General features: G+C 39.4%; 21 protein-coding genes. 14 read left to right on the top strand and 7 right to left on the bottom strand.

The features are described 5' to 3' along the window. Positions 1–41: 41 nt before the first annotated feature. Positions 42–986, bottom strand: coding sequence for an SPFH domain-containing protein (locus JWQ34_RS01920; protein WP_299353112.1), 945 nt, complete (start codon positions 984–986; stop codon positions 42–44). Positions 987–1,067: 81 nt separating this feature from the next. Here JWQ34_RS01920 and JWQ34_RS01915 point away from each other — a divergent pair, with 81 nt between their 5' ends. Further along, a complete protein-coding gene (locus JWQ34_RS01915; RefSeq protein WP_299353109.1) occupies positions 1,068–1,253 on the top strand; it encodes a hypothetical protein in 186 nt (61 codons plus the stop codon). Between the two features lie 195 nt (positions 1,254–1,448). Next, entirely contained in the window at positions 1,449–1,643 is a 195-nt protein-coding gene (locus JWQ34_RS01910; RefSeq protein ID WP_299353106.1) for a hypothetical protein, read from the top strand. A 144-nt stretch (positions 1,644–1,787) separates the two neighbouring features. On the opposite strand, the gene JWQ34_RS01905 is transcribed toward JWQ34_RS01910, so the two are convergent. Next, entirely contained in the window at positions 1,788–2,369 is a 582-nt protein-coding gene (locus JWQ34_RS01905) for an NlpC/P60 family protein (RefSeq protein ID WP_299353103.1), read from the bottom strand. Positions 2,370–2,748: 379 nt separating this feature from the next. Here JWQ34_RS01905 and pdhA point away from each other — a divergent pair, with 379 nt between their 5' ends. Both pdhA and JWQ34_RS01895 read left to right on the top strand, forming a co-directional pair. Further along, positions 2,749–3,744 (top strand): pyruvate dehydrogenase (acetyl-transferring) E1 component subunit alpha, encoded by a 996-nt coding sequence (gene pdhA / locus JWQ34_RS01900; RefSeq protein ID WP_299353100.1) that lies wholly within the window; start codon positions 2,749–2,751, stop codon positions 3,742–3,744. A gap of 48 nt (positions 3,745–3,792) precedes the next feature. Further along, complete coding sequence (locus tag JWQ34_RS01895) at positions 3,793–5,460, top strand: pyruvate dehydrogenase complex dihydrolipoamide acetyltransferase (RefSeq protein WP_299353097.1); 1,668 nt, start codon at positions 3,793–3,795, stop codon at positions 5,458–5,460. Positions 5,461–5,540: 80 nt separating this feature from the next. On the opposite strand, the gene JWQ34_RS01890 is transcribed toward JWQ34_RS01895, so the two are convergent. Continuing rightward, positions 5,541–5,828: a type II toxin-antitoxin system RelE/ParE family toxin gene (locus tag JWQ34_RS01890; protein WP_299353094.1), complete on the bottom strand. Its 288-nt coding sequence runs from the start codon at positions 5,826–5,828 to the stop codon at positions 5,541–5,543. Next, positions 5,813–6,043: a hypothetical protein gene (locus JWQ34_RS01885; RefSeq protein ID WP_299353091.1), complete on the bottom strand. Its 231-nt coding sequence runs from the start codon at positions 6,041–6,043 to the stop codon at positions 5,813–5,815. The genes JWQ34_RS01890 and JWQ34_RS01885 overlap by 16 nt, the downstream gene beginning before the upstream one ends. A gap of 109 nt (positions 6,044–6,152) precedes the next feature. Between JWQ34_RS01885 and hflX the strand changes: the two genes are divergently transcribed. Beyond that, positions 6,153–7,337 (top strand): GTPase HflX, encoded by a 1,185-nt coding sequence (hflX, locus tag JWQ34_RS01880; RefSeq protein WP_299353088.1) that lies wholly within the window; start codon positions 6,153–6,155, stop codon positions 7,335–7,337. Positions 7,338–7,356: 19 nt separating this feature from the next. Next, complete coding sequence (locus tag JWQ34_RS01875) at positions 7,357–8,730, top strand: hypothetical protein (protein WP_299353086.1); 1,374 nt, start codon at positions 7,357–7,359, stop codon at positions 8,728–8,730. Positions 8,731–8,793: 63 nt separating this feature from the next. Here the strand turns inward: JWQ34_RS01875 and JWQ34_RS01870 are convergent, their stop codons facing one another. Together JWQ34_RS01870 and mqnB are read right to left on the bottom strand one after the other, a co-directional pair. Next, a complete protein-coding gene (locus JWQ34_RS01870; RefSeq protein ID WP_299353083.1) occupies positions 8,794–9,642 on the bottom strand; it encodes a 1,4-dihydroxy-6-naphthoate synthase in 849 nt (282 codons plus the stop codon). Between the two features lie 84 nt (positions 9,643–9,726). Continuing rightward, complete coding sequence (gene mqnB, locus JWQ34_RS01865; RefSeq protein WP_299353080.1) at positions 9,727–10,392, bottom strand: futalosine hydrolase; 666 nt, start codon at positions 10,390–10,392, stop codon at positions 9,727–9,729. A 177-nt stretch (positions 10,393–10,569) separates the two neighbouring features. Here mqnB and JWQ34_RS01860 point away from each other — a divergent pair, with 177 nt between their 5' ends. The 8 genes from JWQ34_RS01860 to JWQ34_RS01825 all read left to right on the top strand — a co-directional run bounded on the left by JWQ34_RS01860 (position 10,570) and on the right by JWQ34_RS01825 (position 22,348). Further along, entirely contained in the window at positions 10,570–10,986 is a 417-nt protein-coding gene (locus tag JWQ34_RS01860) for a 6-carboxytetrahydropterin synthase (protein ID WP_299353268.1), read from the top strand. A gap of 9 nt (positions 10,987–10,995) precedes the next feature. Next, on the top strand, positions 10,996–11,634 hold the full coding sequence (gene folE, locus JWQ34_RS01855) for a GTP cyclohydrolase I FolE (RefSeq protein WP_299353077.1): 639 nt from the start codon (positions 10,996–10,998) through the stop codon (positions 11,632–11,634). Between the two features lie 137 nt (positions 11,635–11,771). After that, on the top strand, positions 11,772–12,653 hold the full coding sequence (fabD, locus tag JWQ34_RS01850; RefSeq protein WP_299353074.1) for an ACP S-malonyltransferase: 882 nt from the start codon (positions 11,772–11,774) through the stop codon (positions 12,651–12,653). Positions 12,654–12,725: 72 nt separating this feature from the next. Further along, the gene (locus JWQ34_RS01845; RefSeq protein WP_299353071.1) at positions 12,726–16,466 is read left to right on the top strand and encodes an ATP-binding protein; all 3,741 of its coding nucleotides are present in this window, start codon (positions 12,726–12,728) and stop codon (positions 16,464–16,466) included. 99 nt (positions 16,467–16,565) lie between these two features. After that, a complete protein-coding gene (locus tag JWQ34_RS01840) occupies positions 16,566–17,195 on the top strand; it encodes a hypothetical protein (protein WP_299353068.1) in 630 nt (209 codons plus the stop codon). A 199-nt stretch (positions 17,196–17,394) separates the two neighbouring features. Continuing rightward, complete coding sequence (locus JWQ34_RS01835; protein WP_299353065.1) at positions 17,395–19,539, top strand: carboxy terminal-processing peptidase; 2,145 nt, start codon at positions 17,395–17,397, stop codon at positions 19,537–19,539. 89 nt (positions 19,540–19,628) lie between these two features. Further along, entirely contained in the window at positions 19,629–20,732 is a 1,104-nt protein-coding gene (locus tag JWQ34_RS01830) for a ligase-associated DNA damage response exonuclease (RefSeq protein WP_299353062.1), read from the top strand. Continuing rightward, complete coding sequence (locus tag JWQ34_RS01825; protein ID WP_299353059.1) at positions 20,729–22,348, top strand: ATP-dependent DNA ligase; 1,620 nt, start codon at positions 20,729–20,731, stop codon at positions 22,346–22,348. The genes JWQ34_RS01830 and JWQ34_RS01825 overlap by 4 nt, the downstream gene beginning before the upstream one ends. 160 nt (positions 22,349–22,508) lie before the next feature. On the opposite strand, the gene JWQ34_RS01820 is transcribed toward JWQ34_RS01825, so the two are convergent. Continuing rightward, positions 22,509–23,498: a kelch repeat-containing protein gene (locus JWQ34_RS01820; RefSeq protein ID WP_299353057.1), complete on the bottom strand. Its 990-nt coding sequence runs from the start codon at positions 23,496–23,498 to the stop codon at positions 22,509–22,511. Positions 23,499–23,517: the final 19 nt, after the last annotated feature.

Raw genomic sequence — 23,517 nt, 5'->3', positions numbered from 1 at the left:
GCCTTTAAGACTGAATCCAAAGGTAAAGGTTTATCCTATTATTATTTTGTTTTCTTTATTTTATCAGATTGTAAAATGTTGAGGCTCATCATTTCTTTCATGGTTTGATGCATAGCATCGGTTGAGCCATCAAGGAATATTACGTTGCCTTGAGAGTTTTCGGCAAAGTGTTTAATAGACTCTGTCCACATGGTGAATAAAATTACAGAGGTGTCCATGTGTGCGGTTTCCATTTCTTTAGCAGCTACGGTCATACCCTTGGCCACTTCCTGGCGAAACAGCGCCACACCCTGTCCACGTAGTTGCGATGCCTGGCGTTCGGCCTCGGCTGATATTTTGATGGCATTACCTTCCGCTTCGGCAGCTTTTGTTTTGGTGATCAATAAAGCCTGGCCCTCGTTTTCGGCAGCGGCTTTTAAGTTGTTTGATGCTACCACCTGGCTCATTGATTTCATAATCACTTCATCAAACGTAATATCATTTAATTGCAGATCCTGTAAATGGTATCCCCACGTTTCTAATATCTGGTCTAATTGCTCTTTTACATGGTCTACAATATCGCGTCTTAATATCAATACTTCTGATTGGCGCTTGGTAGCCACAAAAGCCCGGATAGAGCCTTCTACCGTACGTATCAACGCTTGCATGAGGTTACGCTCATCAACAAATTTAAAAGCGACATTTTTTATAGTTTCTTCCTGCTGATCCAGTACAGAATAAAGTAACATAGCTTTAAAATACACATTAGCCTGGTCAAACGTTACTGCCTGAAACTCCAGTTCGACAGAACGGTTTTGAATAGATATTTTAGAGTATATGGCCTCAACCAACGGTATTTTAAAGTTTAATCCGGGGGTTAATATTCGCCGGAATTTGCCAAACACAGTAATTACAGCTATTGTGCCTTGTTTAACGGTTACAAATGATGAAAATACTATTATCAGCAAAATAAATATTACTAATAATGAAACTATTTGGCTTGTCATGGTTTATAAGTTAATTGAAATAAATATAGTGTTATTTATTAAAGTGTATTATTTGTTTTTCATATAAAAATCAGCAACAAAATGAATGTAAAAAGAACCTTCGGCACCATACTAACCATATTGGGAATTATTGGATTAATATACACAGGGATTGGCATAATACAACACGATGCCAATTTTACCACATTAACAGTTGTGGGCATTATTGCAATAATTTTCTTTTTGACGGGCATAAGTCTTGTTCGTACTACAAAGGATGAAGCCTGATTATTTATGGTTAGACATTATTGCAACCCGCGTGTTACAATAAATCCATAAAATGTGGGGAAGTGTGGATATAAATCCTATCCCAATTCCCCACTAAAATCAAATCCACAAAGGCTTTGAACCTGGTTAGGCGCCCTAATTTCATTGGTGCGTTATTTGTTTATTTATTGTATACCCCAATTAAATAAACAGATTATGGAAACAAAATCACCTTTAGGCACCGTATTAACTTTATTAGGAATTACCGGGCTAACCTTTGCTATAATAGGCGTATTAACCAGCTACATTACCCGGAGCTTGTTTGCGGGCCTAACTTTATTAGGTTGCATACTGTTTTTTGCAGGTGTGACCTTACTGTGCGATCAACTAAATCGTAAAATAAACAACTAAAAAGTTTCGCTAAAAGTTTCCAGGGCTCATCTATCTAAGGTAGATGAGCTTTTTGTGATATAATACTTCGTTATAAAAATTAAAAATCAGTCAAAAAAAAATCCCTCAATTTCTGAAAGGATTTTCAACAGCTAAATATCTTGATTAATTATTGTCTTTACTATCATCAGGCAATGAGCCTAATTCATTTTTAAACGCTGCCAGTACACGGCCACCTTTGTAAAAATAACGGCTGTAATAAGCATCGTCAAGGCTGCTTATGGCAACACCTTTTAATGAGGCATGCGCAAAACGGCTATTACCTAAATAAATGCCAATGTGTGATATGCTACGGCTATGTATTTTAAAGAAAACCAGATCGCCTTCTTTCAAGTCGTCCTTACTAACCGGGCTAACCATGCTGAAGATATCGCGCGAATTACGTTTAATATCTAAATTAAATACCTGATCGTATAACTGTTTGGTAAATGCCGAGCAATCAACACCTTTTTTTGTATTACCGCCAAAACGGTAAGGTGTGCCTATCCAATCATAAACAAAATTAAAAAGTTTCAAGTTTGATGTTGCAGAAACTGCGACATGCATAATTTGCGACAAATAATCCTTTGCTAAGCTTTCTTGTTCATCAGCAGGTTTATCAGCCGGCTGATTTGGAACAGTTTTTGTTTGGGCCTGAACGGCTAAAACGCTGAAAAATAAGGCAATTGCCAGTATCGTTTTCTTCATTATTCCTTGTTTCGTTCTTGTTAAACGGACAAAGTGTCCATTTTGTTGCACATATTCGATAAGGCTGAATACAAAACTATCCAATTATTTGTAAAACACAAGCAAAAAGCTGTTTTTATTAACATTTTTTATTTTTCCACCTTTCTTAATAACCTTCGGTTCAGGGGGCAGGGATGGGTGATTAGTAATTAGCTTTTGAATGTCATAATTTTTCAATCTTTTCATGCTTGCAATTGTATAAATCTAACTCTACCTCCTCCCGATAGCTATTGGGGCTCTAATCACCAAAATAAAACTTCATAACAAATCTGTTCAGGTTTCGATAATTTGCAAGATATAATTAGATTTGCGCATTATACGTAAACTGGTTGTTTGACAAATGAGTTCAATCGAAATAAATAAAGACACTTATTTAAAGTGGTACGAGTCCATGCTCCTGATGCGCAAGTTTGAGGAGAAGGCAGGACAATTATATGGTCAGCAAAAAATAAGGGGCTTTTGTCACTTGTATATTGGCCAGGAGGCGGTACTAGCCGGCGCCATGTCTGTATTAAAAAAGGGAGATAGCATGATCACTGCTTATCGCGATCACGCACATGCTATTGCTCAAGGTGTAACCTCAAATTCTATCATGGCAGAGCTTTATGGCAAAGCAACCGGATGCTCAAAAGGCAAAGGTGGCTCCATGCACATGTTTAGTAAAGAGCACCACTTTTATGGTGGCCATGGTATAGTAGGCGGCCAGATCCCTTTGGGTGCAGGTATTGCTTTTGCCGAGAAATTTAAAGGAACCGAGTTTGTAAACGTAGCCTATATGGGCGATGGTGCGGTGCGCCAGGGTGCATTAAACGAAACATTTAACATGGCCGCGCTTTGGAAACTGCCGGTAATATTTATTTGCGAGAACAACGGCTACGCCATGGGTACATCTGTTGAGCGTACTACTATACAAACCGATATTTATAAATTAGGCTTGCCTTACGGCATCCCTTCATCGCCTGTTGATGGCATGGACCCGGTTGCGGTACATAACGCTATGGACGAAGCGGTACAACGTGCCCGTAACGGCGAAGGACCAACCTTCCTGGAAATGCGCACTTATCGTTATAAGGGCCACTCAATGTCTGATCCGCAGAAATATCGCACCAAAGAAGAGTTGGAAAGCTATAAAGCAAAGGACCCGATTGAAGCCATAAGACTCGCTATTGAAAAAAATGGCTATGCTGATGAGAAATGGTTTGAAGAGATCGATGCTAAAATAAAAGCCGAGGTTGATGAAGCGGTACAGTTTGCAGAGGAATCGCCATATCCGGAAGCGTCAGAATTATATACTGATGTTTATGTGCAAAAAGATTACCCATATATAATGGACTAATCTTTATAATATTACTAAATTTAAAAATATCCTATTCATCCTATAAATATGGCCGAAGTAGTTAAAATGCCAAAAATGAGCGATACCATGACTGATGGTGTAGTAGCTAAATGGCATAAAAAAGTTGGGGATAAAGTAAAATCCGGCGATGTACTGGCCGAGATAGAAACCGATAAAGCCACCATGGATTTTGAATCGTACCAGGATGGTGTATTATTATTCATTGGTGTGGAAGAAGGAAAATCTGTCCCGGTTGACGAAGTGATTGCCGTTTTAGGTAAAGAGGGCGAAGATTATAAGTCAGCGCTTGAAAATGGCGGTAGCAGTAGCACTGAAGCTGCCAAAACTGAAAAAGCTCCTGCTCCTACTGAAGATAAAGCTCCTGCAACTGCTACTGCAGCTGCACCTGAAAAACCAGCTGCGCCAAAGGTTGATCTTTCAAGTATCTCGGCAACGGTTATCCGTATGCCTGCCTTGAGCGATACCATGACCGAAGGCATTATTAATAAATGGAACTTTAAAGTTGGCGATAAAGTAAAATCAGACGACTCACTTGCTGATGTTGAAACTGATAAAGCTACTATGGAAGTAGTAGGTTACGAAGCCGGCACACTGTTATACATTGGCCCTAAAGAAGGTGAAGCGGCGCCGGTAAATGGCATTATTGCCATTGTTGGTAAAGAAGGAACTGATATTACTGCGTTATTACAGGATGCTCCTGCAGAAGCGGCCCCAACTGCCCAGAATACACCAGCACCTGCCGCAGAAAGCGCCCCTGCTGCTGAGACTGAAACCGAAACTTCACATAGCGACAGCCGCATAAAAGCGTCGCCGCTGGCACGCAAAATTGCTAAAGACAAAGGCATCGACATCAATGCTGTTAAAGGCACTGCCGAAGGTGGCCGTATTGTTAAAAAGGATATTGAAGACTTTAAACCGGGTGCTACACCTGCAAGTACTGCCGCTGCACCTGCGACTGCTGCTAGTACCGCTCCGGCAAAAGCACCGGTAACCATCCCAACCTTTACCGGCGAAGAGAAATTTACCGAGAAACCTGTTAGCCAAATGCGTAAGGTTATTGCCAAACGCTTGTCTGAAAGTTTATTTACCGCGCCGCATTTCTACGTTACCATGTCAATAGACATGGACCAGGCAATTGCTGCACGTAATAAAATAAATGAGGTTGCGCCGGTTAAAATATCATTTAATGATTTTGTGTTGAAAGCTTGCGCTATCGCGTTAAAACAACACCCAACCATTAATTCATCATGGTTAGGCGATAAGATCCGCACTAACGAGCATATCCACAATGGTGTTGCCGTTGCGGGTGACGAAGGTTTGTTAGTACATGTTATCCGTTTTGCTGATGGTAAATCATTAAGCCATATATCTGTCGAGGTTAAAGACTTCGCGCAACGTGCAAAAGCTAAAAAACTACAACCTGCAGATTGGGAAGGCTCAACCTTCACCATATCAAACTTAGGTATGTTTGGTGTTGATGAGTTTACCGCTATTATTAACTCGCCTGATGCCTGTATCCTTGCAGTTAGCGGCATACAAGCAATACCTGTAGTTAAAAATGGTGCGGTTGTACCGGGCAACGTTATGAAGGTAACCCTAAGTTGCGATCACCGTGTGGTTGATGGCGCTAGTGGCGCTGCTTTTTTGCAAACCCTTAAATCATTATTAGAAGAGCCGGTAAGGCTATTGATATAATTTCGGATATCGGATTTTAGATTTCGGATTTAAAAGAGCGATGAGTTTAGACTTGTCGCTCTTTTTGTTGGCTTATGAATTTAACGAGTGACTACGTTTTCTTTTTGGTGATAGATAGATTTAATTTCAATGCTATTATCATCCTCACCATAAAATATGTAGAACTGATCCCAAATTAGTAATCGAGTATTGTCTCTTTGAGTTGCAATACCGCTCTCCGGTTGTAATGGTAACAACAATAATCTTTTATTAAGCCCCGTCAAGAATTTTCTTGAATAGGTGTCTGATTGATTTCTATTGTTATTAAAATCTGTAATTCGTTCTATATCAATAAAAGCTCTTTTAGAAAAGGCTATTTTTTTAGCCATTTCTCATACTTTTTCTCAAAATCTTCTATTGTATAAACGTCGCCGTTTTTAATATCCTGCTCGCCTTGCCTAATTCCTTCAAGCATATGTTCAGGAATAATAAATAATAAATCCTCCCTTTTGTCGATTATTGATCCTAATCTCTCTAAATACTTTGGATCATCTAAACTATCGACCTTCTCATGAATTGATTTTTTGAGCTCTAATAATGTCATATTATAAAGTTAAATATTTTTTACCTGATATTCTGTCATAAAAAACTTAGTTAATCAACACTTATACCAGTTTTCGTAACTTGGCACTTTGATTGTTAAATCATTATTAATGAAACAAAAATTTTATGATACTGCTGTGAAGCAGGAACGAGCTGTATTGGTTGGCGTTATTACCGCCAACGAAACGGATGAGCGAGCGAAAGAATATTTAGAAGAACTACAATTTTTGGTGGATACTGCCGGAGCCGAAACCGTTAAGATATTTACCCAAAAACTACAGAAACCGGACAGGGCAACCTTTGTTGGCTCGGGCCGGTTAGAGGATATTAAAGCATTTGTAAAAGAAGAAGAAATAGATATTGTTGTTTTTGATGATGAGCTTACGCCATCGCAACTGCGTAATATTGAGAATGAGTTGCAGGTTAAAATATTAGATCGCAACAACCTGATATTGGATATTTTTGCTAATCGTGCGCAAACCGCGCAGGCTAAAGCCCAGGTGGAACTGGCACAGTTACAATATCTACTTCCACGTCTTACCCGTTTATGGACCCACTTAGAGCGCCAAAAAGGTGGTATCGGTATGCGTGGACCAGGTGAAAGCCAAATTGAGACTGACCGTAGGTTGATCCTGAATAAAATTGACCTGCTTAAAGACAAGCTAAAACTAATAGATAAGCAAAACGCGACACAACGTAAAAACCGTACGGCAATGGTTAGGGTCGCGTTAGTAGGTTATACCAACGTTGGCAAATCAACCATCATGAATATGATATCCAAATCGGATGTGTTTGCAGAGAATAAATTATTTGCTACCCTGGATACTACAGTTAGAAAAGTGGTGATTGAGAATGTGCCGTTCCTGTTATCGGACACTGTTGGTTTTATCCGCAAGTTACCTCACCATTTGGTAGAGTGTTTTAAATCTACGTTAGACGAAGTGCGCGAAGCGGATATATTGATACACGTTGTTGACGTATCGCACCCCAGCTTTGAGGACCAGATACGTGCTGTAAATGAAACGTTAAAAGACTTGGGTGCAAGCGATAAACAAACCATCACTGTATTTAATAAGATAGACGCTTACCAACCCATCCAAATGAATCCGGATGAGGAAGTGGAGCCGTTAACGCTGGATGATTTTAAACATAGCTGGATGGCCAAAAACAACAGCCCGGCCATATTTATATCAGCCACAAAAAAAGAAAATATTGATGAGTTTAGGAGCTTATTATATGATTATGTAAAGCAGATTCATGTAGATAGATATCCGTATGATCATTTGTTGTATTAAAAAATAAATAGCAAACGTAATGCTGAGAATTTATTTAGATACTAATCTGCTAACTAAGATTGATAAATTCCCTCAGTTAAAAGAAAAACTATCAGAACATTCTGACTATTTAAACCTTGTCTATTCCTCAGCTCATATAGATGACCTAAGTAGAAGTTCTAATGATGAATTGATAAAACAGGATTTAAAACAAATCAAAGACTATACTGAAGATCAGTGTTTAGCAAAGTATTGGGGCGAGGAAAAATTAAGGTATGATATTAGAGATCCTTTCGAATTTTTTGACACCTGTAAAGAAACAGCCGTAGAGATTAGTAATCCTTTCGATATGTTCGCTCAAGAGTGCGAAAAACTAGGGATTGAAAACCCTTTGGATAGGCTAAATAATTTAAATCACTTACTAGACGTTGATACAAGTTTACCTGAATTAGATAATTTTCCTTTTGAAGCATTTAAACGTGAAAAAAACTTTAAATCCTTATTAGAAGACATTACAGGGTTCGTTAAAGAATCATTAATTTCTAACACTCCTTTAAAAACGACAAGGAAAAATATTGATGGTCAATTATCAAGAAAGGCCATAGCAAATGTCAAGGGTAATATTATTGACTATTTAAATAGGGAACTGCCAAAAACAGCTTACAATAAAACTTTTGATGAATTAGTGATTGATTCCCTCAAAATTCGCTTTAATGACAAACCGTATTCACACTTCGACTGGTTCATAACAGCATATAATACTTTAGATCTTTTTGGATATAAAGCCGATAACAATAGCAGCACGTCTAATATAGTTACCGATGCATTTCATGCGTATTATGCAGCACATTGTGATATCTTTTTAACTGAAGATAAAAGACTTAGAGATAAGGCAAGGGTCTTATATGAGGATGGTAGATTTGATACGTTAATTTTATCAGAGAATGAATTTTGCGACCAAGTTGATAGCTTAATATCCAAAATTAAAGACTCCAAATCTCTTTCTAACTTAATAAATTACATTAATACGCTAGAGTTTGAATACTACTATAGTGATGTAGCTAGTAAAGCTACAATAGCAGAATATTATATAAACACTTTTTTTGCAGGCTATTTTAACTACGCAATTTGGCTATCATCCATGGATGGGATTAATTTTATCAGTTTTATTAAACAAAATAATACACTCTCAAACTGGTATTACTTTAAAGAATTGAAATCATTATTAAAAAATTTTGTAGAATGGCTAGGCCCTGATTTAAATAACAATGCGGGGTTTATTAATCATACAGTTGAATTTCCAGAGAACGATATTTGGATTGGAAGGAAATGGTTTATAGGTGAATTAGCACTCTCCTTATCCCAAGAAAAAGAATTTGGATTTATGTTTAGAGTGCAGACTACAAAAGAGTAACATTTATTGAACGAATTGGCTACATCTTTCGCGATTGCCGCGCTACGCAGCAATGCCAAAAAATCAGGTTAAAAAAATGTCGTTTTTTATAGAAGGTATTATCCCCTTTTCCAGCGCCGTATCAAACAATAATTTAATAGCTTTCCTACCCTCCTCACCCAAATCAACCGAGTATTTATTTACATAAAGCTCAATATGCTTATACATTACCTCCTCGCTCATTTCCTGCGCGTGCTGGCGGATAAAATCTAATCCGGATTTTGGGTTAGCAAAAGCAAACTCAACCGATTTACGCAACACCCTATTGATTTTATGCTGAACGTCTAAAGGCAAATTTCGGTTAGCTACAATGCCGCCAAGCGGTATAGCACATCCTGTTTTCTTTTCCCAGTAATCACCCAGGTCGATGATCTTTTTTAAACCTTTATCCTGGTAAGTAAAACGGTTTTCGTGGATGATTAAGCCCACATCTACCCTACCTTCTAAAACCGCGTTCTCAATATCAGAGAATACCAGCTCTACTTTATTAGTAGCGTTAGGGAAAGCCAGTCCCAACAAAAAATTAGCGGTGGTGTATTTGCCGGGGATACCAATTTTGAGTGGTGAGTTGTGAGTGGTGAGTTGTGAGTGAAGCTTTTCGGGATTACCTTTACAGATCAGCATCGGCCCGACACCGTAGCCCAGAGCGCTGCCGGCATCCAGCAAAACATATTGACTAGCAACGTAAGCGAAAGCATGGTAGCTTAGTTTGGTAATATCCAGTTCGCCGCGAAAGGCTTTTTGATTAAGCGTTTCCACATCATCATAAAACACCTCGAACTCCAACCCCTCCATATCAATTTTATGGTGGATAAGCGCATCGAAAATAAAAGTATCATTAGGGCAAGGCGAAAAGCCGAGGGTTAGTTTCATGTTGTACGTTTTACATTGGACGTTGTACGTGAAGGGTAATTAAAAAACGTATAACTTATAACGTCAAACGTATAACCTCACCACCTACAAAGCCTTAATCAAGTCTAGCGCAAAGGTATTCAGATTTTTAACAGCAAGCCCTATCTGCCAGTTGTCGCGGTTACGTTTTTCTACATAATTTGACACTGCCCTGATCTGTACGCAAGGCACCTTTAATTCGCGGCACGCGTAAAAAAAAGCAGCGCCTTCCATGCTTTCCAATTGTGGGTTAAGTCGGGCGGTAACTGCTGTTATAGTAGTTTCATTGCCATGTACGGTATTTACCGTTATTGCAGTAGCTTTTTGGGGATTGATGGTTTTAGTAAAATGACTTAGGCTGCTGGTAGGGTTAAAAATACCTGCGCCCAGTCCCAATTGTTCAATGCTTATAAATCGGGTATCGTCTTCTGCGCCTAGCTCTGCTTGGGTATCCTGGGTTATTTCCAACACATCGCCCAATTTAATATTACGATCAAAGCTGCCCGCTATACCCAGGTTTATTATCAGGTTATATACGTTATGCGGCAAATGCCTGCCTAAAGCAAAAGCGGTTGGCACCATGCCAGCGCCGGTTATTAGTACCGAGCAATTGGCTACCGAAGTATGGCGGGTAACAAACAAATTTTCTTCTTCGTCTGACTTTTGCATGCCTAGCGATTGCATTAAAGGGTCAACCTCTGGCTGGGTTGCAGCAACAATTAATATCCGCATGTTATCTTTTTATGCTAATATAATTAAATTTAGTTGGCAGTTGTTAGTTGGCGGTTTGCAGTTAATGGTTTGTAGAAGCTTATTACGAAATATATTAAACCAACCGCCAACTAACAACTGTAAACTAACAACTGTCAACTTAAAAGTTTTGTATATTTGCACCCATTAAATATTATGATGATACATATTACGCGTAAGGAACATTTTAATGCAGCCCATAAAATGTACCGTGATGAATGGAGCGCAGAAAAAAACGCTGAAGTATTTGGCAAATGCGCTAATCCAAATTGGCATGGTCATAACTATAATTTATTTGTAACTGTTAAGGGTGACGTTACACATGCAACAGGTTACTTAATAGACCTGAAAGAGCTAAAAATAATTATAAACGACTACGTAATTGAGAAACTTGACCACAAAAACATTAACCTTGATGTTGATTTTATGAAAGGCAAAATGGCATCGACCGAATTGCTTTGTATTGAGATATTTAACCAGCTTAAAGCACCGATTGAAGCTTACGATGGCGTGTTTTTACACTCGGTAAGATTACATGAAACCGAAAACAACTCGGCAGAGTATTTTGGTGATTAAACCTGCACAATGATTGACGACCACGATATCCCCGATAGGGATGATGACATTAACGGTTACGAAAAAGTTGACCGCTATAACCCCGAGCTTATTGAAAGCCTATCGGGCCATTATAAACAAGTACTAAAGCAATTGGGCGAGAATCCTGAACGCGAAGGTTTATTAAAAACCCCTGAGCGTATTGCCAAAGCCATGCTCTATTTAACACATGGTTATGACTTGAATCCAAAAGAAATACTAAACTCGGCTTTATTTAAAGAGGAGTATAGCCAAATGGTTGTAGTTAAGGACATAGAAGTTTATTCTATGTGCGAGCACCACATGCTGCCGTTTTTTGGCAAGGCACATATCGCTTATATCCCTAACGGATACGTAGTAGGATTAAGTAAAATACCACGTGTGGTTGATGCCTATGCACGCCGGTTACAAGTACAGGAACGTTTAACTAACGAAATACGTGATTGTATACAAGAGGCCCTACAGCCCGTTGGCGTAGGCGTGGTTATTGAGTGCCGCCACTTGTGTATGTGTATGCGCGGCGTACAAAAACAAAACTCGGTTACAACAACATCAGCCTTTTCGGGCGGGTTTTATCACGAAAAAACAAGGGCAGAGTTTTTACATTTGATATCGTCGAAATTAAGTTAGGGTGGAAAGATTGGTGATTGAAGATTAAAGATTGGTTGAATAGCAAACGGAATCCTTGATCTTTAATTATTAATTAATACCAACTAAAATTTAACCAACATAAACTAATCTTTAATCTTCAATCACCAATCTTTCTTATGAAAGCATACATTTTTCCAGGACAAGGTGCACAGTTTGTAGGTATGGGCAAAGACCTGTATGAACAATCTGACAAAGCGCGCGAACTATTTGAGCACGCTAATGATATATTAGGTTTCCGCATTACGGATATTATGTTTAACGGAACGGATGAGGGCCTTAAACAAACCAACGTTACGCAACCGGCTATATTTTTGCACTCGGTTATATTGGCTAAAGTATTGCCTGATTTTGCACCGGATATGGCGGCAGGTCATTCATTAGGCGAGTTTTCTGCTTTAACTGCCGCAGGCGCTTTATCGTTCGAAGATGGCTTACGTTTAGTTGCGGCACGCGCCAACGCTATGCAAAAGGCCTGCGAGATACAGCCATCAACAATGGCCGCTATTTTAGGATTGGATGATTTTACTGTTGAAGATATTTGCCACCGCATTAGCGATGTGGTTGTACCGGCTAATTATAATTGCCCGGGCCAGCTGGTAATATCGGGTACCATATCGGGCATTGACAAAGCTTGCGAGTTAATGACCGCGGCCGGTGCAAAAAGAGCGTTGAAATTAAATGTGGGTGGCGCGTTCCATTCGCCTTTAATGGAGGCTGCAAGGGTTGAGCTGGAGCATGCTATTGTAAATACCGTTATCAATGAACCTATTTGCCGCATTTATCAAAATATTGATGCTAAGCCCTACATTGATCCGGCACTGATAAAACATAATTTAATAGCACAGCTTACCGGCCCGGTTAGATGGACACAAACCGTATTACATATGATGGAAGATGGCGCAACGTCATTCACCGAAGTTGGTCCGGGCAATGTTTTACAAGGTCTTGTTAAAAAAGCAGACCGGGCAATGCCTACATCGAGTGCCTCATTACAATAATAATTTTTATAAGCCGCAAACTAAAGCGGCTTTTTTTTATTTGTAAGTTTACATAAGTCTAGTTACAAGCATTTGAGTTACGCGGGAAAAATACGTTTAATGCTGGCCCTGTTAGGTGCCAGTTTGTTGTTAACGGCAATTATTGTCCGCGTAACTTACACTCCTGCCATCAATTTAATACAAACAGCCCGGATGCTGGAAGATAATCTTCATAAAAAGGAAGATTACATTTACAAAGCCATTCAAACTCCCGAAAACTTTAATCGCTTTAAAACCCTAAATAACAATAGCGGCGATGAAGCATTACAATGCATACAGCAATTTACCACTCAACGTGATATTTATGTACTAACATTCAATAATAATAACCTTGAATTTTGGAGCGGCATTAAATTTATACCGCAAAATGCGGCCAGTATAAGAGACAGCATCTCGTTTTTGCACGTAGTAAATGGCTATTATGAGGCAATCAAAAAAACAGAAGGCAATTTTTCGGTGATATTTTTGATCCCGGTAAAAGTAAATTACGCTGTACAGAACCAATATCTGCAAAACTCATTTGCAAAGGACCTGCTTAAAGATAACAACATTGACATAGCAGATTTTACCGATAAGAACACCTATGCGATACATAGCACCAGCAACACATACCTGTTCTCTGTTAAAGTAAAATACAACGAAATAAATTATCGCTTTTTTTACTTCGAACTGGTTATTTGGTTGTTAGCTTTTATTGTAGTTTGCACACTTGTACAAAATATATGCACCTACCTGGCAAATAAGGGGTATTGGTTCTTATCATTTTTCATACTCGTATTTTTTATAATAGCTCTTAGGTTTATTAACCTGTATTATAACTGGCCCAACTTTACTTATAAGCTTGATCTTTTTAACCCTGATTTTTATTCGGGTGGTAAACTATACCCTACCCTGGGCGATCTGTGCATAAATATTTTAATGATAAGCTGGTTCAGTGCCTTTTTACATAGGCAACGCTTTAAATTTTTAAAATATAGGCCGGGGAATTTTACCAGCCACCTGATACTTATTGGTTGTATAATCGTCCTTATCGTAACATCAACTGCATTATTAAATATATTTCATGACCTGGTTATAAACTCAAAAATAAGTTTTGATGTAAATAATGTTCTTAACCTTTCTGTATATAGCCTATGTGGTTTGTTAATGTTATGCTTTAGTTTTTTTATATTTTACCTGTTAGGCGAGGTTTTTTTAACTGTTTGCAGCAAGCTTACTATACCGGTAAAAAACCAGCTAATTATATTTTGCCTCGGTATAATATTAACTACAATAGGGCTCTTTTTTCATTATAAAGAATTTACATCGTTTTACATCCTTTGGGCATTAATAGTACTTATACGGGCGCGTGCCTACTATTATGGCAATGGAAGGATCACTTCGCTTGCTTTTGCAGGGGTGGTATTTATATGCTCAATTATATCATCATTAAGCCTTAATCACTTCGAATCAATCAAAGAAAAAGAAATACGCAAAGGTTTAGTACGAAAATTGGAAAACCCCAATGATGTAACTGCTGAGTATCTTTTTAAAAAGATAGAAAAACACATCATTATAGACCCTTTCATTGTTAAATATTTTAATGATACTGTACACAATAGCGATTACCTGAAAAATCGTTTTCAGAAACTTTACTTTGATGGCTACCTATCAAAATACGAGTTTAAGATCCATGAGTTTAGTGAGGCGGGGCAATCACTGTCTGCCGATAAAAATTATTCGATAGATGATTTTAAAGATATGGTGCTGTACAGCTCATTTAAAGTATCAAATTATTTTTATCGCCAAAATTTGTCATTTGGATATCAAAATTACTTTGCCATACTTCCGGTTGTACAGAATGAGAAAACGCTGGGATCTATTGTTGTCGAGCTAAAATCTAAAGCGCTGCAAACATCAAACTATTTCCCCGAGTTGCTGATAGACCGACAAATAGAAAACAATGACGATTTTAAAGATTACTCATACGCGTTTTATTCAGATCGTAAGTTATTATCGCAAAGCGGAAGCTTTGTTTATAACCTGCTGGCAAAACCTACTAAACATCCTGTAAAAACTTTTATTTTTAAAGATACCAGCAATGTTAAACAACCCTGGTATGATCCATTTACTACCTATAGCCACTTAATATATAAACCTAACGAACGCAACCTTATAGTTGTAAGTAAAGAAAAGAACAAAGTGTTTTTTATTATCACCTCGGTTACTTTCTTTTTTGTAATACTACTAATGTTTAGCCTCATAGTTATTGTAATGAGCTGGGCCTGGCTGAGGATTAAAATATTAACTATTACCAATAACAAAATTAAGTGGGGCTTTAAAGTAACGTTTGATAAGATACTTTATAAAACCCGTATACAATTTTCAATGGTGTTTACGGTAGTAATAACTTTAATACTGGTAGGTATAATTACCTACATGTCTATAAGTACTCAGTATCAAACGCAGCAGGACAACATGATACGCGATAAAATTGCCAGGATAACCGCTGCTTTTGAGAATGGGTTCTTTGATAAGTACATGACCAAAATAAACGAGGAAAGCCAAATAGCGTTCGATGCTTTAGCCAGCTCCTACTCGTCAGACCTGGTTTTGTTTGACAGCCTCGGCGTGCTTCGTATTACTACGCAACCCCGGATATACGAGTACGGGCTAATTGCAAATCATATGAATGCCAAGGCTTTTATTAATTTACATAAACAGTTTAAGTCTGAGTATATTGATGACGAGGTAATAGGCGGATTAAGCTATAAAACAGTATACGCCCCCTTAAGAAATGTTAAAGGCGAAACCGTAGCATTTTTACAATTGCCTTATTTCTCAAACGAGGCTGATTACAAAGAACGTATTGGCTCATTACTTAATATAATGATCAATATTTACGCTCTGATATTTATAGCCATTGGTTTATTTGCCGTAATTATTGCCCGCCAAATTACCAATCCCTTGAGTTTTATACAGCAAAGCTTAAGCAAGACCATTTACGGTAAAAAGAATGAACCAATACAATGGGACAGGGATGATGAGATTGGTGCGCTGGTAAAAGAGTACAATACCATGATAGCTGCACTGGAAGTCAGCGCGGCCAGGCTTGCTCAATCAGAAAGAGAGAGTGCCTGGCGTGAAATGGCAAAACAAGTTGCCCATGAAATTAAGAACCCGTTAACACCGCTAAAATTAGGTTTACAGTTATTGGAAAAATCATGGCGCGAAAAAGACCCTAAGTTTGACCAAAAGTTTGAGCGTTTCAGCAAATCATTTGTTGAGCAAATTGAGAGCCTATCGCAAATAGCATCAGAGTTTTCGGCTTTTGCCAAAATGCCGGATACCCGCATGGAACGATTTAATGTATTTGATGTGATAAGCCAGGCGGTTACCATTTTTAAACAAATGGACAATTTTAAATTCATATACAGAGCCCCCGAAACACCATTTTTTGTTAATGCGGATAGAGACCAGTTATTGCGCTGTTTTAATAACCTGTTTAAAAATGCTATTGAAGCTACCCCGCCAGAAAGGTTTGGACTATTAGAGATCAACCATGAAATAACTGACAGAAACATACTGCTTACCGTTAAAGACAATGGCAACGGCATCCCTCAAAACATGAGCGAAAAAATATTTGAGCCTAATTTTACCACAAAAAGCTCGGGCACAGGGCTTGGACTGGCCTTTGTAAAAAACTCTATCGAAAATGCCGGCGGAAAAGTTTGGTTTGAAACCGAACAGGGAAAAGGCACAACATTCTTCCTGAGCCTGCCTGCTGCTATTTAAATTATTATTGTTAACTTACAGACAATTACGTAAATTGCCTATATAATATTCGGCAAAAAATATCGTTATATTTGACTTAATTAATTAAAACAGCAAATCTTGAGGAAATACATATTACTCCTTTTATTTTGTGCATCAGGTTTAACAGCATCCGCCCAATTTTGGCGTAAAAAACCAAAACCGGTAGCTCCAGTAGTATTAACCGCCGTACAAACACAACTGGTAATAATATTTAACACTACTATTAATACATCGGCCCAAAATATACATGGAGTAGATTTGCCGCGCACTGTATACAACCTTGAGCTTGCCGAAGAGGTGGTTTTAAAAGAAGCGAAACACAATATGCGTTTCAGGCAATACAATTTAGCCAGCTATAATTTTAGTGATCTGGCTGCCTTGTATTTGCAGCAAAACCGTTTCTCTGAAGCTAAATGGTATTTATTACAAAGTAACGCCATTGCCCGCCAGGCCGAAAACATCAGGCATTTACTGGATAACCTATTAGTTTTAGCTGATATAAAAACCACTATCGGCGAAGTACCATTGGCAATGGTTGATTTGCAGGAAGCACATGATATAGCTGTGGCAAAAGGCATGCAAACTGATCTTACCGCAATAAATAAAAAAATAAAGTATTTACAAACCAACAAAATAGCGGCTGTAAAAGCAGAGTTACGCTATGCCGAAGCTGTAGAAATTGCTAACAGCAAAACCCCAATAAACTAAACTCCGTTTATAACAATTAAGTAAAATACTTAGGGGAATAGCAAAACAGTAAAACATTATTGTAATATTGTTACTTGTTATTAGTCTTATAGTAAGGGATGAGGTTTTATCATCTCTTTTTTTACATTTAGCAATTAAATAATAGGCACAAGTATTGATGTACCAAATAATAATACCGAAATTAACGTTAGTAAAAGATATGTTCAAGAGATTTTATTTTGTGCTGGCCATTGGCGCCGCACTAGCTTGCAAGGCAGCTCCTGTCAGACCGGTTGACGTACCCGGATCAAACAATTTACAACCAACCGAGCAGCAAAGCATGGTTTGTAAAACTGTAGCTAAATTTATATCACAATACAACTATAAAAAGGTTGAGTTAAATGATTCTTTATCGGCAGTGATCTATACCCGCTATATTAAAAGTTTAGACGAGGGCCACAATTATTTACTGGGTACGGATATTAAGGACTTTGATAAATACAAAAATTCGTTGAGCGATGATATCAAAAATGGCAATCTAAATGATATATATTATATGTTCAATGTGTTTCAAAAAAGATACGAAGAGCGTATAAAATATTCGATAGCGCAATTAGATAAGAACTTTGATTTCACTCAAAATGAATCATTTACTTATGATCGTGCAGACCTGCCATGGGTTGCTTCTGAAAGCGCGATGAATGTTGAGTGGACCAAACGCGTAAAGTACGATCTGCTTAACCTGTCTATAGCCAGTACTGACATGGCTAAAAATAAAGAGAAGCTAAAAAAACGTTATGAAGATTTGTTGCTGCAAAACGGCAAGTTAAATACAAATGATGTTTTCCAGATATTTATGGATGATTTTACCGAATCGATCGATCCGCATACCAACTATTTCGATCCATTCCATGCAGCGCAGTTTAACATGGAGATGTCAAGATCATTACAAGGTATTGGCGCAACGTTACAAAGTAAAAACGAATATGTAACCATAGAATCAATTGTTGCCGGCGGCCCTGCCGATAAAAGCCATCAAATAAATACAGGTGATAGAATATTAGCTGTCGCACAAGGTAAAGACGGCGAGTTCCAGGACATTATTGGCTGGCGATTAGATAATGCCATTAAACTAATTCGCGGCACAAAAGGCACTGTAGTTAGGCTTAAAATATTACCTCAAGGCAAAACAATATCAGATCAGCCAAAAATTTTAGAGTTGGTTCGTGAGAAAATTGTTTTAAAGGATGCATTGGTTAAGCAGGAAATAAAAACCTACAACAGTAATGGTAAAACCTATAAAATCGGTATAATTAACGTCCCTGCTTTTTATGCTGATTTTGCAGCTTATCGTGCAGGCGACCCTAACTACCAAAGTACCACCCGCGATATGAAGCTGATATTGGATACCCTAAAGCGTGCAAATGTGGATGGAATTGTTGTAGACTTACGTGAAAATGGTGGCGGTTCATTAAACGAAGCCATATCATTAACCGGCCTATTTATAAAAACCGGTCCGGTAGTACAAGTTAGAGATAGCCAGGAACAAATAGATGTTAACAAAGACGAAGACCCATCAATAGCATACGCTGGCCCAATGGCTGTATTGGTTGATCGTTTTAGCGCGTCAGCATCCGAAATTTTTGCAGGCGCGATACAAGATTACGGTCGTGGTTTAATCATCGGCACCCAAACTTATGGTAAAGGTACTGTACAAAATGAGATAGACCTGGATAAAGTAATTACGCCATCTATTGCCGAGAAACTAGGCTTAACTGCAAGCAGCGGTAAAAAACCGGTATCAACAGGCAGCGAAAACAACTTCGGCCAGTTAAACCTGACTATAGCTAAGTTCTATCGCATTAGTGGCAACTCAACCCAACATAAAGGCGTTATACCTGATATCCAGTTCCCGTCATTAATTCCGATGGATAAATATGGCGAAGATACTGATCCATCAGCTTTACCTTTCGATGTTATCCCTAAGAGCGATTATGTTAAAGCAGGTGATTTATCTGCTGCTATCCCGCAATTAAACAAAATGCATGAGCAACGTGTAAGCACCAGCGCAAGCTACAAAGCGTTTACACAAACAATTGCTGATTACAGAAAAAGCGAAAAAGAAAAATCTGTATCGCTTAACGAAGAGCAGCTTAAAAAACAACGCAGTGATGATGAGCAAAGAACATTGAACCGTGACAATGACCTGCGCGTAGCATTAGGATTTAAACCTTTAAAGAAAGGCGAAGCAAAACCTAAAAAAGAGGATCTTGATCCTTTAAAAATTGAAGCAGGCCAGATATTAATAGATTATATTAACCTGGATGGTAAAGTTACCCGGGTTGGTGCGGTTATTAAAAAGTAAATTATAGTATTGATATATTAAAAGATCCCGGCCATAAACCGGGATTTTTTTGGTTTAAAACCAATTAGGCTTGTAATGGTTTATTTTACATGGCTAAAAAACCGCTGCTTGAGTTTACCGACAAAGGAATATATTGCGCCAAAGGCAAATTCTACATTGACCCTTGGGAACCAGTTAACGATGCGGTAATTACCCATGCCCATGCCGACCATGCTTACGTGGGGCATAAGCATTACCTGGCCCATTATCTATCTAAAGAAGTACTGCTTTATCGCTTGGGCGATATACAACTGCAAACTGTTAAATATGGCGAAACGGTTATAAAGAACGGTGTAGCTATTTCACTTTATCCCGCAGGGCATGTGATAGGCTCGGCTCAAATAAGAGTTGAGTACCAGGGCGAGGTTTGGGTAGTATCAGGCGATTATAAAACGGAAGATGATGGCATATCAACAGCTTTCGAGCCGGTTAAGTGTCATCACTTTATATCCGAGTGTACATTCGGTATGCCCGTTTACCAATGGAAACCACAGGTACAGATATTTGACGAAGTAAATAACTGGTGGCGCAATAACGCCAGAAATGGCGTATCTACTGTAATTGTGGGCTACTCATTAGGTAAGGCCCAACGCATTCTGCAAAACCTTGACCTATCCATTGGCAAAGTATATACGCACGGGGTTATTGAAAATACTAACGAGGCTTTGCGACGCAATGGTGTTATCCTTAATCCAACCGAAAGAATAACGCCGGATACCCCTAAAGAAGAAATACGTAAAGGGATCATCCTGGCCCCGCCATCATCCGTAGGCACGCCGTGGATGCGCAAGTTTCAGCCTTATAGCTTCGGGTATTGTTCGGGTTGGATGGCTATCCGCGGAGCGAAAAGGCGCCGTGCTGCAGACCGTGGTTTTATCCTGTCTGACCATGCTGATTGGGACGGTTTAATAAGCGCTATTGACGCCACCGGCTGCGAAAAGGTATATCTAACCCACGGCTATACCGCCAGTTTTACCCGTTACTTAAACGAGATAGGTTTTGACGCGCATGAGGTGCATACTTTATATGGCGATGATGAAGGAGCCCCCACCCAGCCTCCTCCCGAAGGGGAAGAGTTTGAAGAGTATGGTTCTGATACTAATCAAAAAGCCTCCCCTTCCGGGGAAGATTTAGAGAGGGTTGGTGTAACATGAAAGCCTTTGCCCAACTCTTCCTTTCCTTAGACGAAACCAATAAAACCAACGAAAAGGTAAAGGTTGTAAAAGACTATTTTAATTGCGTACCCGATACCGATAAAATGCATATGCTGGCCCTGTTTACCGGCCGCAAACCTAAACGGGTTATTAATGCTACACAAATACGTACCTGGGCTACCGAGATAACCAACATACCTATATGGCTATTTGAAGAAAGCTATCAGGTAGTAGGCGATCTTGCCGAAACCATGGCCCTGTTAATGCCGCAAAACACTACCGTCACCAGTAGCAAAACCTTAACCGACTGGATCGGCGAACTAAATGAGCTTGGCACAAAAACCGAAGTAGAACGCAAGTTATGGCTCATAGACTCATGGGCAATGCTGGACACGCAGGAACGGTTTGTATTTAATAAATTATTAACGGGTAGTTTTCGTGTAGGGGTATCTCAAAGCCTGGTCATTAAGGCTCTGGCGGATATCACTAAACTAGATGCACCTACTCTAACTCACCGGATAATGGGTAACTGGATGCCCGAAACTTATACATACGAGCGGCTAATACAAGAGCAAGGTGCTGCCGATGATATATCCCGACCCTATCCGTTCTTTTTGGCTTATCCCATACAAGAGACCTCGGAAAAACAAAAATCAGCAGATGACTTAAAAACAGCATTGGGCGATGCTAATGAATGGCAGGCCGAATGGAAATGGGACGGCATACGCGCGCAATTAATAAAGCGCGATGGCAAAATATTTATCTGGAGCCGTGGCGAAGATTTGGCTACGGAAAAATTTCCGGAATTGCATCCGTTCTTAAATGCCTTGCCTGATGGCACCGTGTTAGATGGCGAAATACTAAGTTTTAAAAACGGTTTGCCCATGTCTTTTAATGTGTTGCAAACCCGCATAGGCCGTAAAAATCTCAGCAAAAAAATATTGGAAGAAAGCCCCATTGCCTTGATCGCTTATGATTGCCTGGAATATGCCGGCGAGGATATCCGTACTAAAACACAAAGCGAAAGACGGGAAATACTGGAGAACTTACAAGTGGCAACTGCGTTCCCTGAAATATTCCGCATATCGGCATTAATAAAATTTACTAGCTGGGATGAACTGGGGACATTCCGCGAACAATCAAGAGCCATGATAGCCGAAGGCATAATGCTGAAACGTAAAAGCGCCACTTACCAGGTTGGCCGCAAACGTGGCGACTGGTGGAAATGGAAGATAGACCCGTTATCGGTAGATGCGGTAATGATCTACGCCCAAAAGGGACATGGCCGCCGCGCCGATCTGTATACCGATTATACCTTCGCCGTTTGGGATGGCGATAAGCTTGTACCATTTGCCAAAGCCTACTCCGGCCTTACTGATGCCGAAATAAACAAAGTTGATTATTTTGTAAAACGTAACACTCTCGAAAAATTTGGCCCGGTACGCACCGTAAAACCAGAATTAGTTTTTGAGATAGGTTTTGAAGGGATAAACAGATCTACCCGGCATAAATCGGGCATTGCGCTGCGTTTCCCCCGTATCCTGCGCTGGCGGCATGATAAGCCTAAAGAGGAAGCAGATACGTTGGATAATTTGAGGGCTTTGTTAGGAGATTAATCCCGTAGAGACGCAATATTTTGCGTTTCCTACACAATTTTTTACTCGTAGAAGTGGTGATTCACTCGGCTCTGTCAATATTCTCATTTACAATAACTTGCAAGCAAAAAGTGATTCAAGTGATTCACTTTTTTGTGAATCACCTATCAAATATTAATTATCATTTCCATCCAAAAACCTCTAACCCAATATCATCGCCCGCCCCGCCGGCAATATATATTTTATCATCAAGTACCGCGCCGCCAACACCATTACGGGCTTTGTTTAAACTTGGGGCAACCTGCCATTCTTTACCAGTTTCAGGATCTAAATAATAGACATCCTTTTGAGGGCCATTGGGTTTGGTAGCAGTTGCACGCTCACCGCCTATGTAAAATATTTTATTATCAAGGTTTACGCAGGTTGCACCGCCGGTGCCCATAGGTAGTTTTGCGGCGAGGGTATTCCACTTACCTGTTTTAAAATCATAGCAATCCACATCCAATACCACCTTATCAAAAAACGACATAAAATTATTGGCATCATGTAAACTGGTATTTCGTCCACCAACGGCATACAGTTTATCCTTAACCACCACAGCCATACTATGGTCGCGTATATGGGGGGCATCAGGCAAACTTGCCCAGGTGTTTGTTGCAGGGTCATAAACATCAAACAGGCCGCTGGTGCCGGTATTGTGGCCGTGCAATATGCCGCATACCAGGTAAAGTTTGCCCTTATAAACGGCGGCACCTGCGCCACCTCGTCTGCGGTTTTCGGGTAATGCGGCTAATTGCTGCCAGGTATCAGCTTTGGTATCATAGCTGTAGGTATTAGCTAACGGAATTTGATTTGGATAATTCCTATCCGAAAAAGCATCCAGCACATAAACCTTATCGCCCAAACCTACCGCCTGGAAATGGTGCATAATGGACAGAGCCATCGCACCCTTCGTCCAGCTTGAAGTTGCAGGGTCATAGATCTGAACAGCCATTGCCGGGGCATCGCCACCCACCAAGTACAACTTACCGTTAACCGCGGCAAACCCACATTCGTTACGCGAGCCGGGTGCATTGGTTGAATTCATCAGTGTCCATTCGCCTTCTTTTACGCTATAAAACCCTACGCATATTAAAAGCAATACAGGTAATACTATGATCCACTTTTTCATGATAATTTGGTTTAATTAT

This window comes from Mucilaginibacter sp., from assembly GCF_028288185.1.
Lineage (GTDB): Bacteria > Bacteroidota > Bacteroidia > Sphingobacteriales > Sphingobacteriaceae > Mucilaginibacter.
This window is presented reverse-complemented; position numbering and strand designations above follow the sequence as displayed.

Excerpts from the sequence above, each read along its gene's own strand:
- JWQ34_RS01920 (WP_299353112.1), bottom strand. The coding sequence starts at position 986 with ATGACAAGCCAAATAGTTTCATTATTAGTAATATTTATTTTGCTGATA.
- hflX (WP_299353088.1), top strand. The coding sequence starts at position 6,153 with ATGAAACAAAAATTTTATGATACTGCTGTGAAGCAGGAACGAGCTGTA.
- JWQ34_RS01830 (WP_299353062.1), top strand. The coding sequence starts at position 19,629 with ATGGCTAAAAAACCGCTGCTTGAGTTTACCGACAAAGGAATATATTGC.
- fabD (WP_299353074.1), top strand. The coding sequence starts at position 11,772 with ATGAAAGCATACATTTTTCCAGGACAAGGTGCACAGTTTGTAGGTATG.
- JWQ34_RS01890 (WP_299353094.1), bottom strand. The coding sequence starts at position 5,828 with ATGGCTAAAAAAATAGCCTTTTCTAAAAGAGCTTTTATTGATATAGAA.
- JWQ34_RS01915 (WP_299353109.1), top strand. The coding sequence starts at position 1,068 with ATGAATGTAAAAAGAACCTTCGGCACCATACTAACCATATTGGGAATT.
- folE (WP_299353077.1), top strand. The coding sequence starts at position 10,996 with ATGATTGACGACCACGATATCCCCGATAGGGATGATGACATTAACGGT.
- JWQ34_RS01885 (WP_299353091.1), bottom strand. The coding sequence starts at position 6,043 with ATGACATTATTAGAGCTCAAAAAATCAATTCATGAGAAGGTCGATAGT.
- JWQ34_RS01820 (WP_299353057.1), bottom strand. The coding sequence starts at position 23,498 with ATGAAAAAGTGGATCATAGTATTACCTGTATTGCTTTTAATATGCGTA.
- JWQ34_RS01860 (WP_299353268.1), top strand. The coding sequence starts at position 10,570 with ATGATACATATTACGCGTAAGGAACATTTTAATGCAGCCCATAAAATG.
- JWQ34_RS01895 (WP_299353097.1), top strand. The coding sequence starts at position 3,793 with ATGGCCGAAGTAGTTAAAATGCCAAAAATGAGCGATACCATGACTGAT.
- mqnB (WP_299353080.1), bottom strand. The coding sequence starts at position 10,392 with ATGCGGATATTAATTGTTGCTGCAACCCAGCCAGAGGTTGACCCTTTA.
- JWQ34_RS01835 (WP_299353065.1), top strand. The coding sequence starts at position 17,395 with ATGTTCAAGAGATTTTATTTTGTGCTGGCCATTGGCGCCGCACTAGCT.
- JWQ34_RS01825 (WP_299353059.1), top strand. The coding sequence starts at position 20,729 with ATGAAAGCCTTTGCCCAACTCTTCCTTTCCTTAGACGAAACCAATAAA.
- pdhA (WP_299353100.1), top strand. The coding sequence starts at position 2,749 with ATGAGTTCAATCGAAATAAATAAAGACACTTATTTAAAGTGGTACGAG.
- JWQ34_RS01910 (WP_299353106.1), top strand. The coding sequence starts at position 1,449 with ATGGAAACAAAATCACCTTTAGGCACCGTATTAACTTTATTAGGAATT.
- JWQ34_RS01905 (WP_299353103.1), bottom strand. The coding sequence starts at position 2,369 with ATGAAGAAAACGATACTGGCAATTGCCTTATTTTTCAGCGTTTTAGCC.
- JWQ34_RS01875 (WP_299353086.1), top strand. The coding sequence starts at position 7,357 with ATGCTGAGAATTTATTTAGATACTAATCTGCTAACTAAGATTGATAAA.
- JWQ34_RS01870 (WP_299353083.1), bottom strand. The coding sequence starts at position 9,642 with ATGAAACTAACCCTCGGCTTTTCGCCTTGCCCTAATGATACTTTTATT.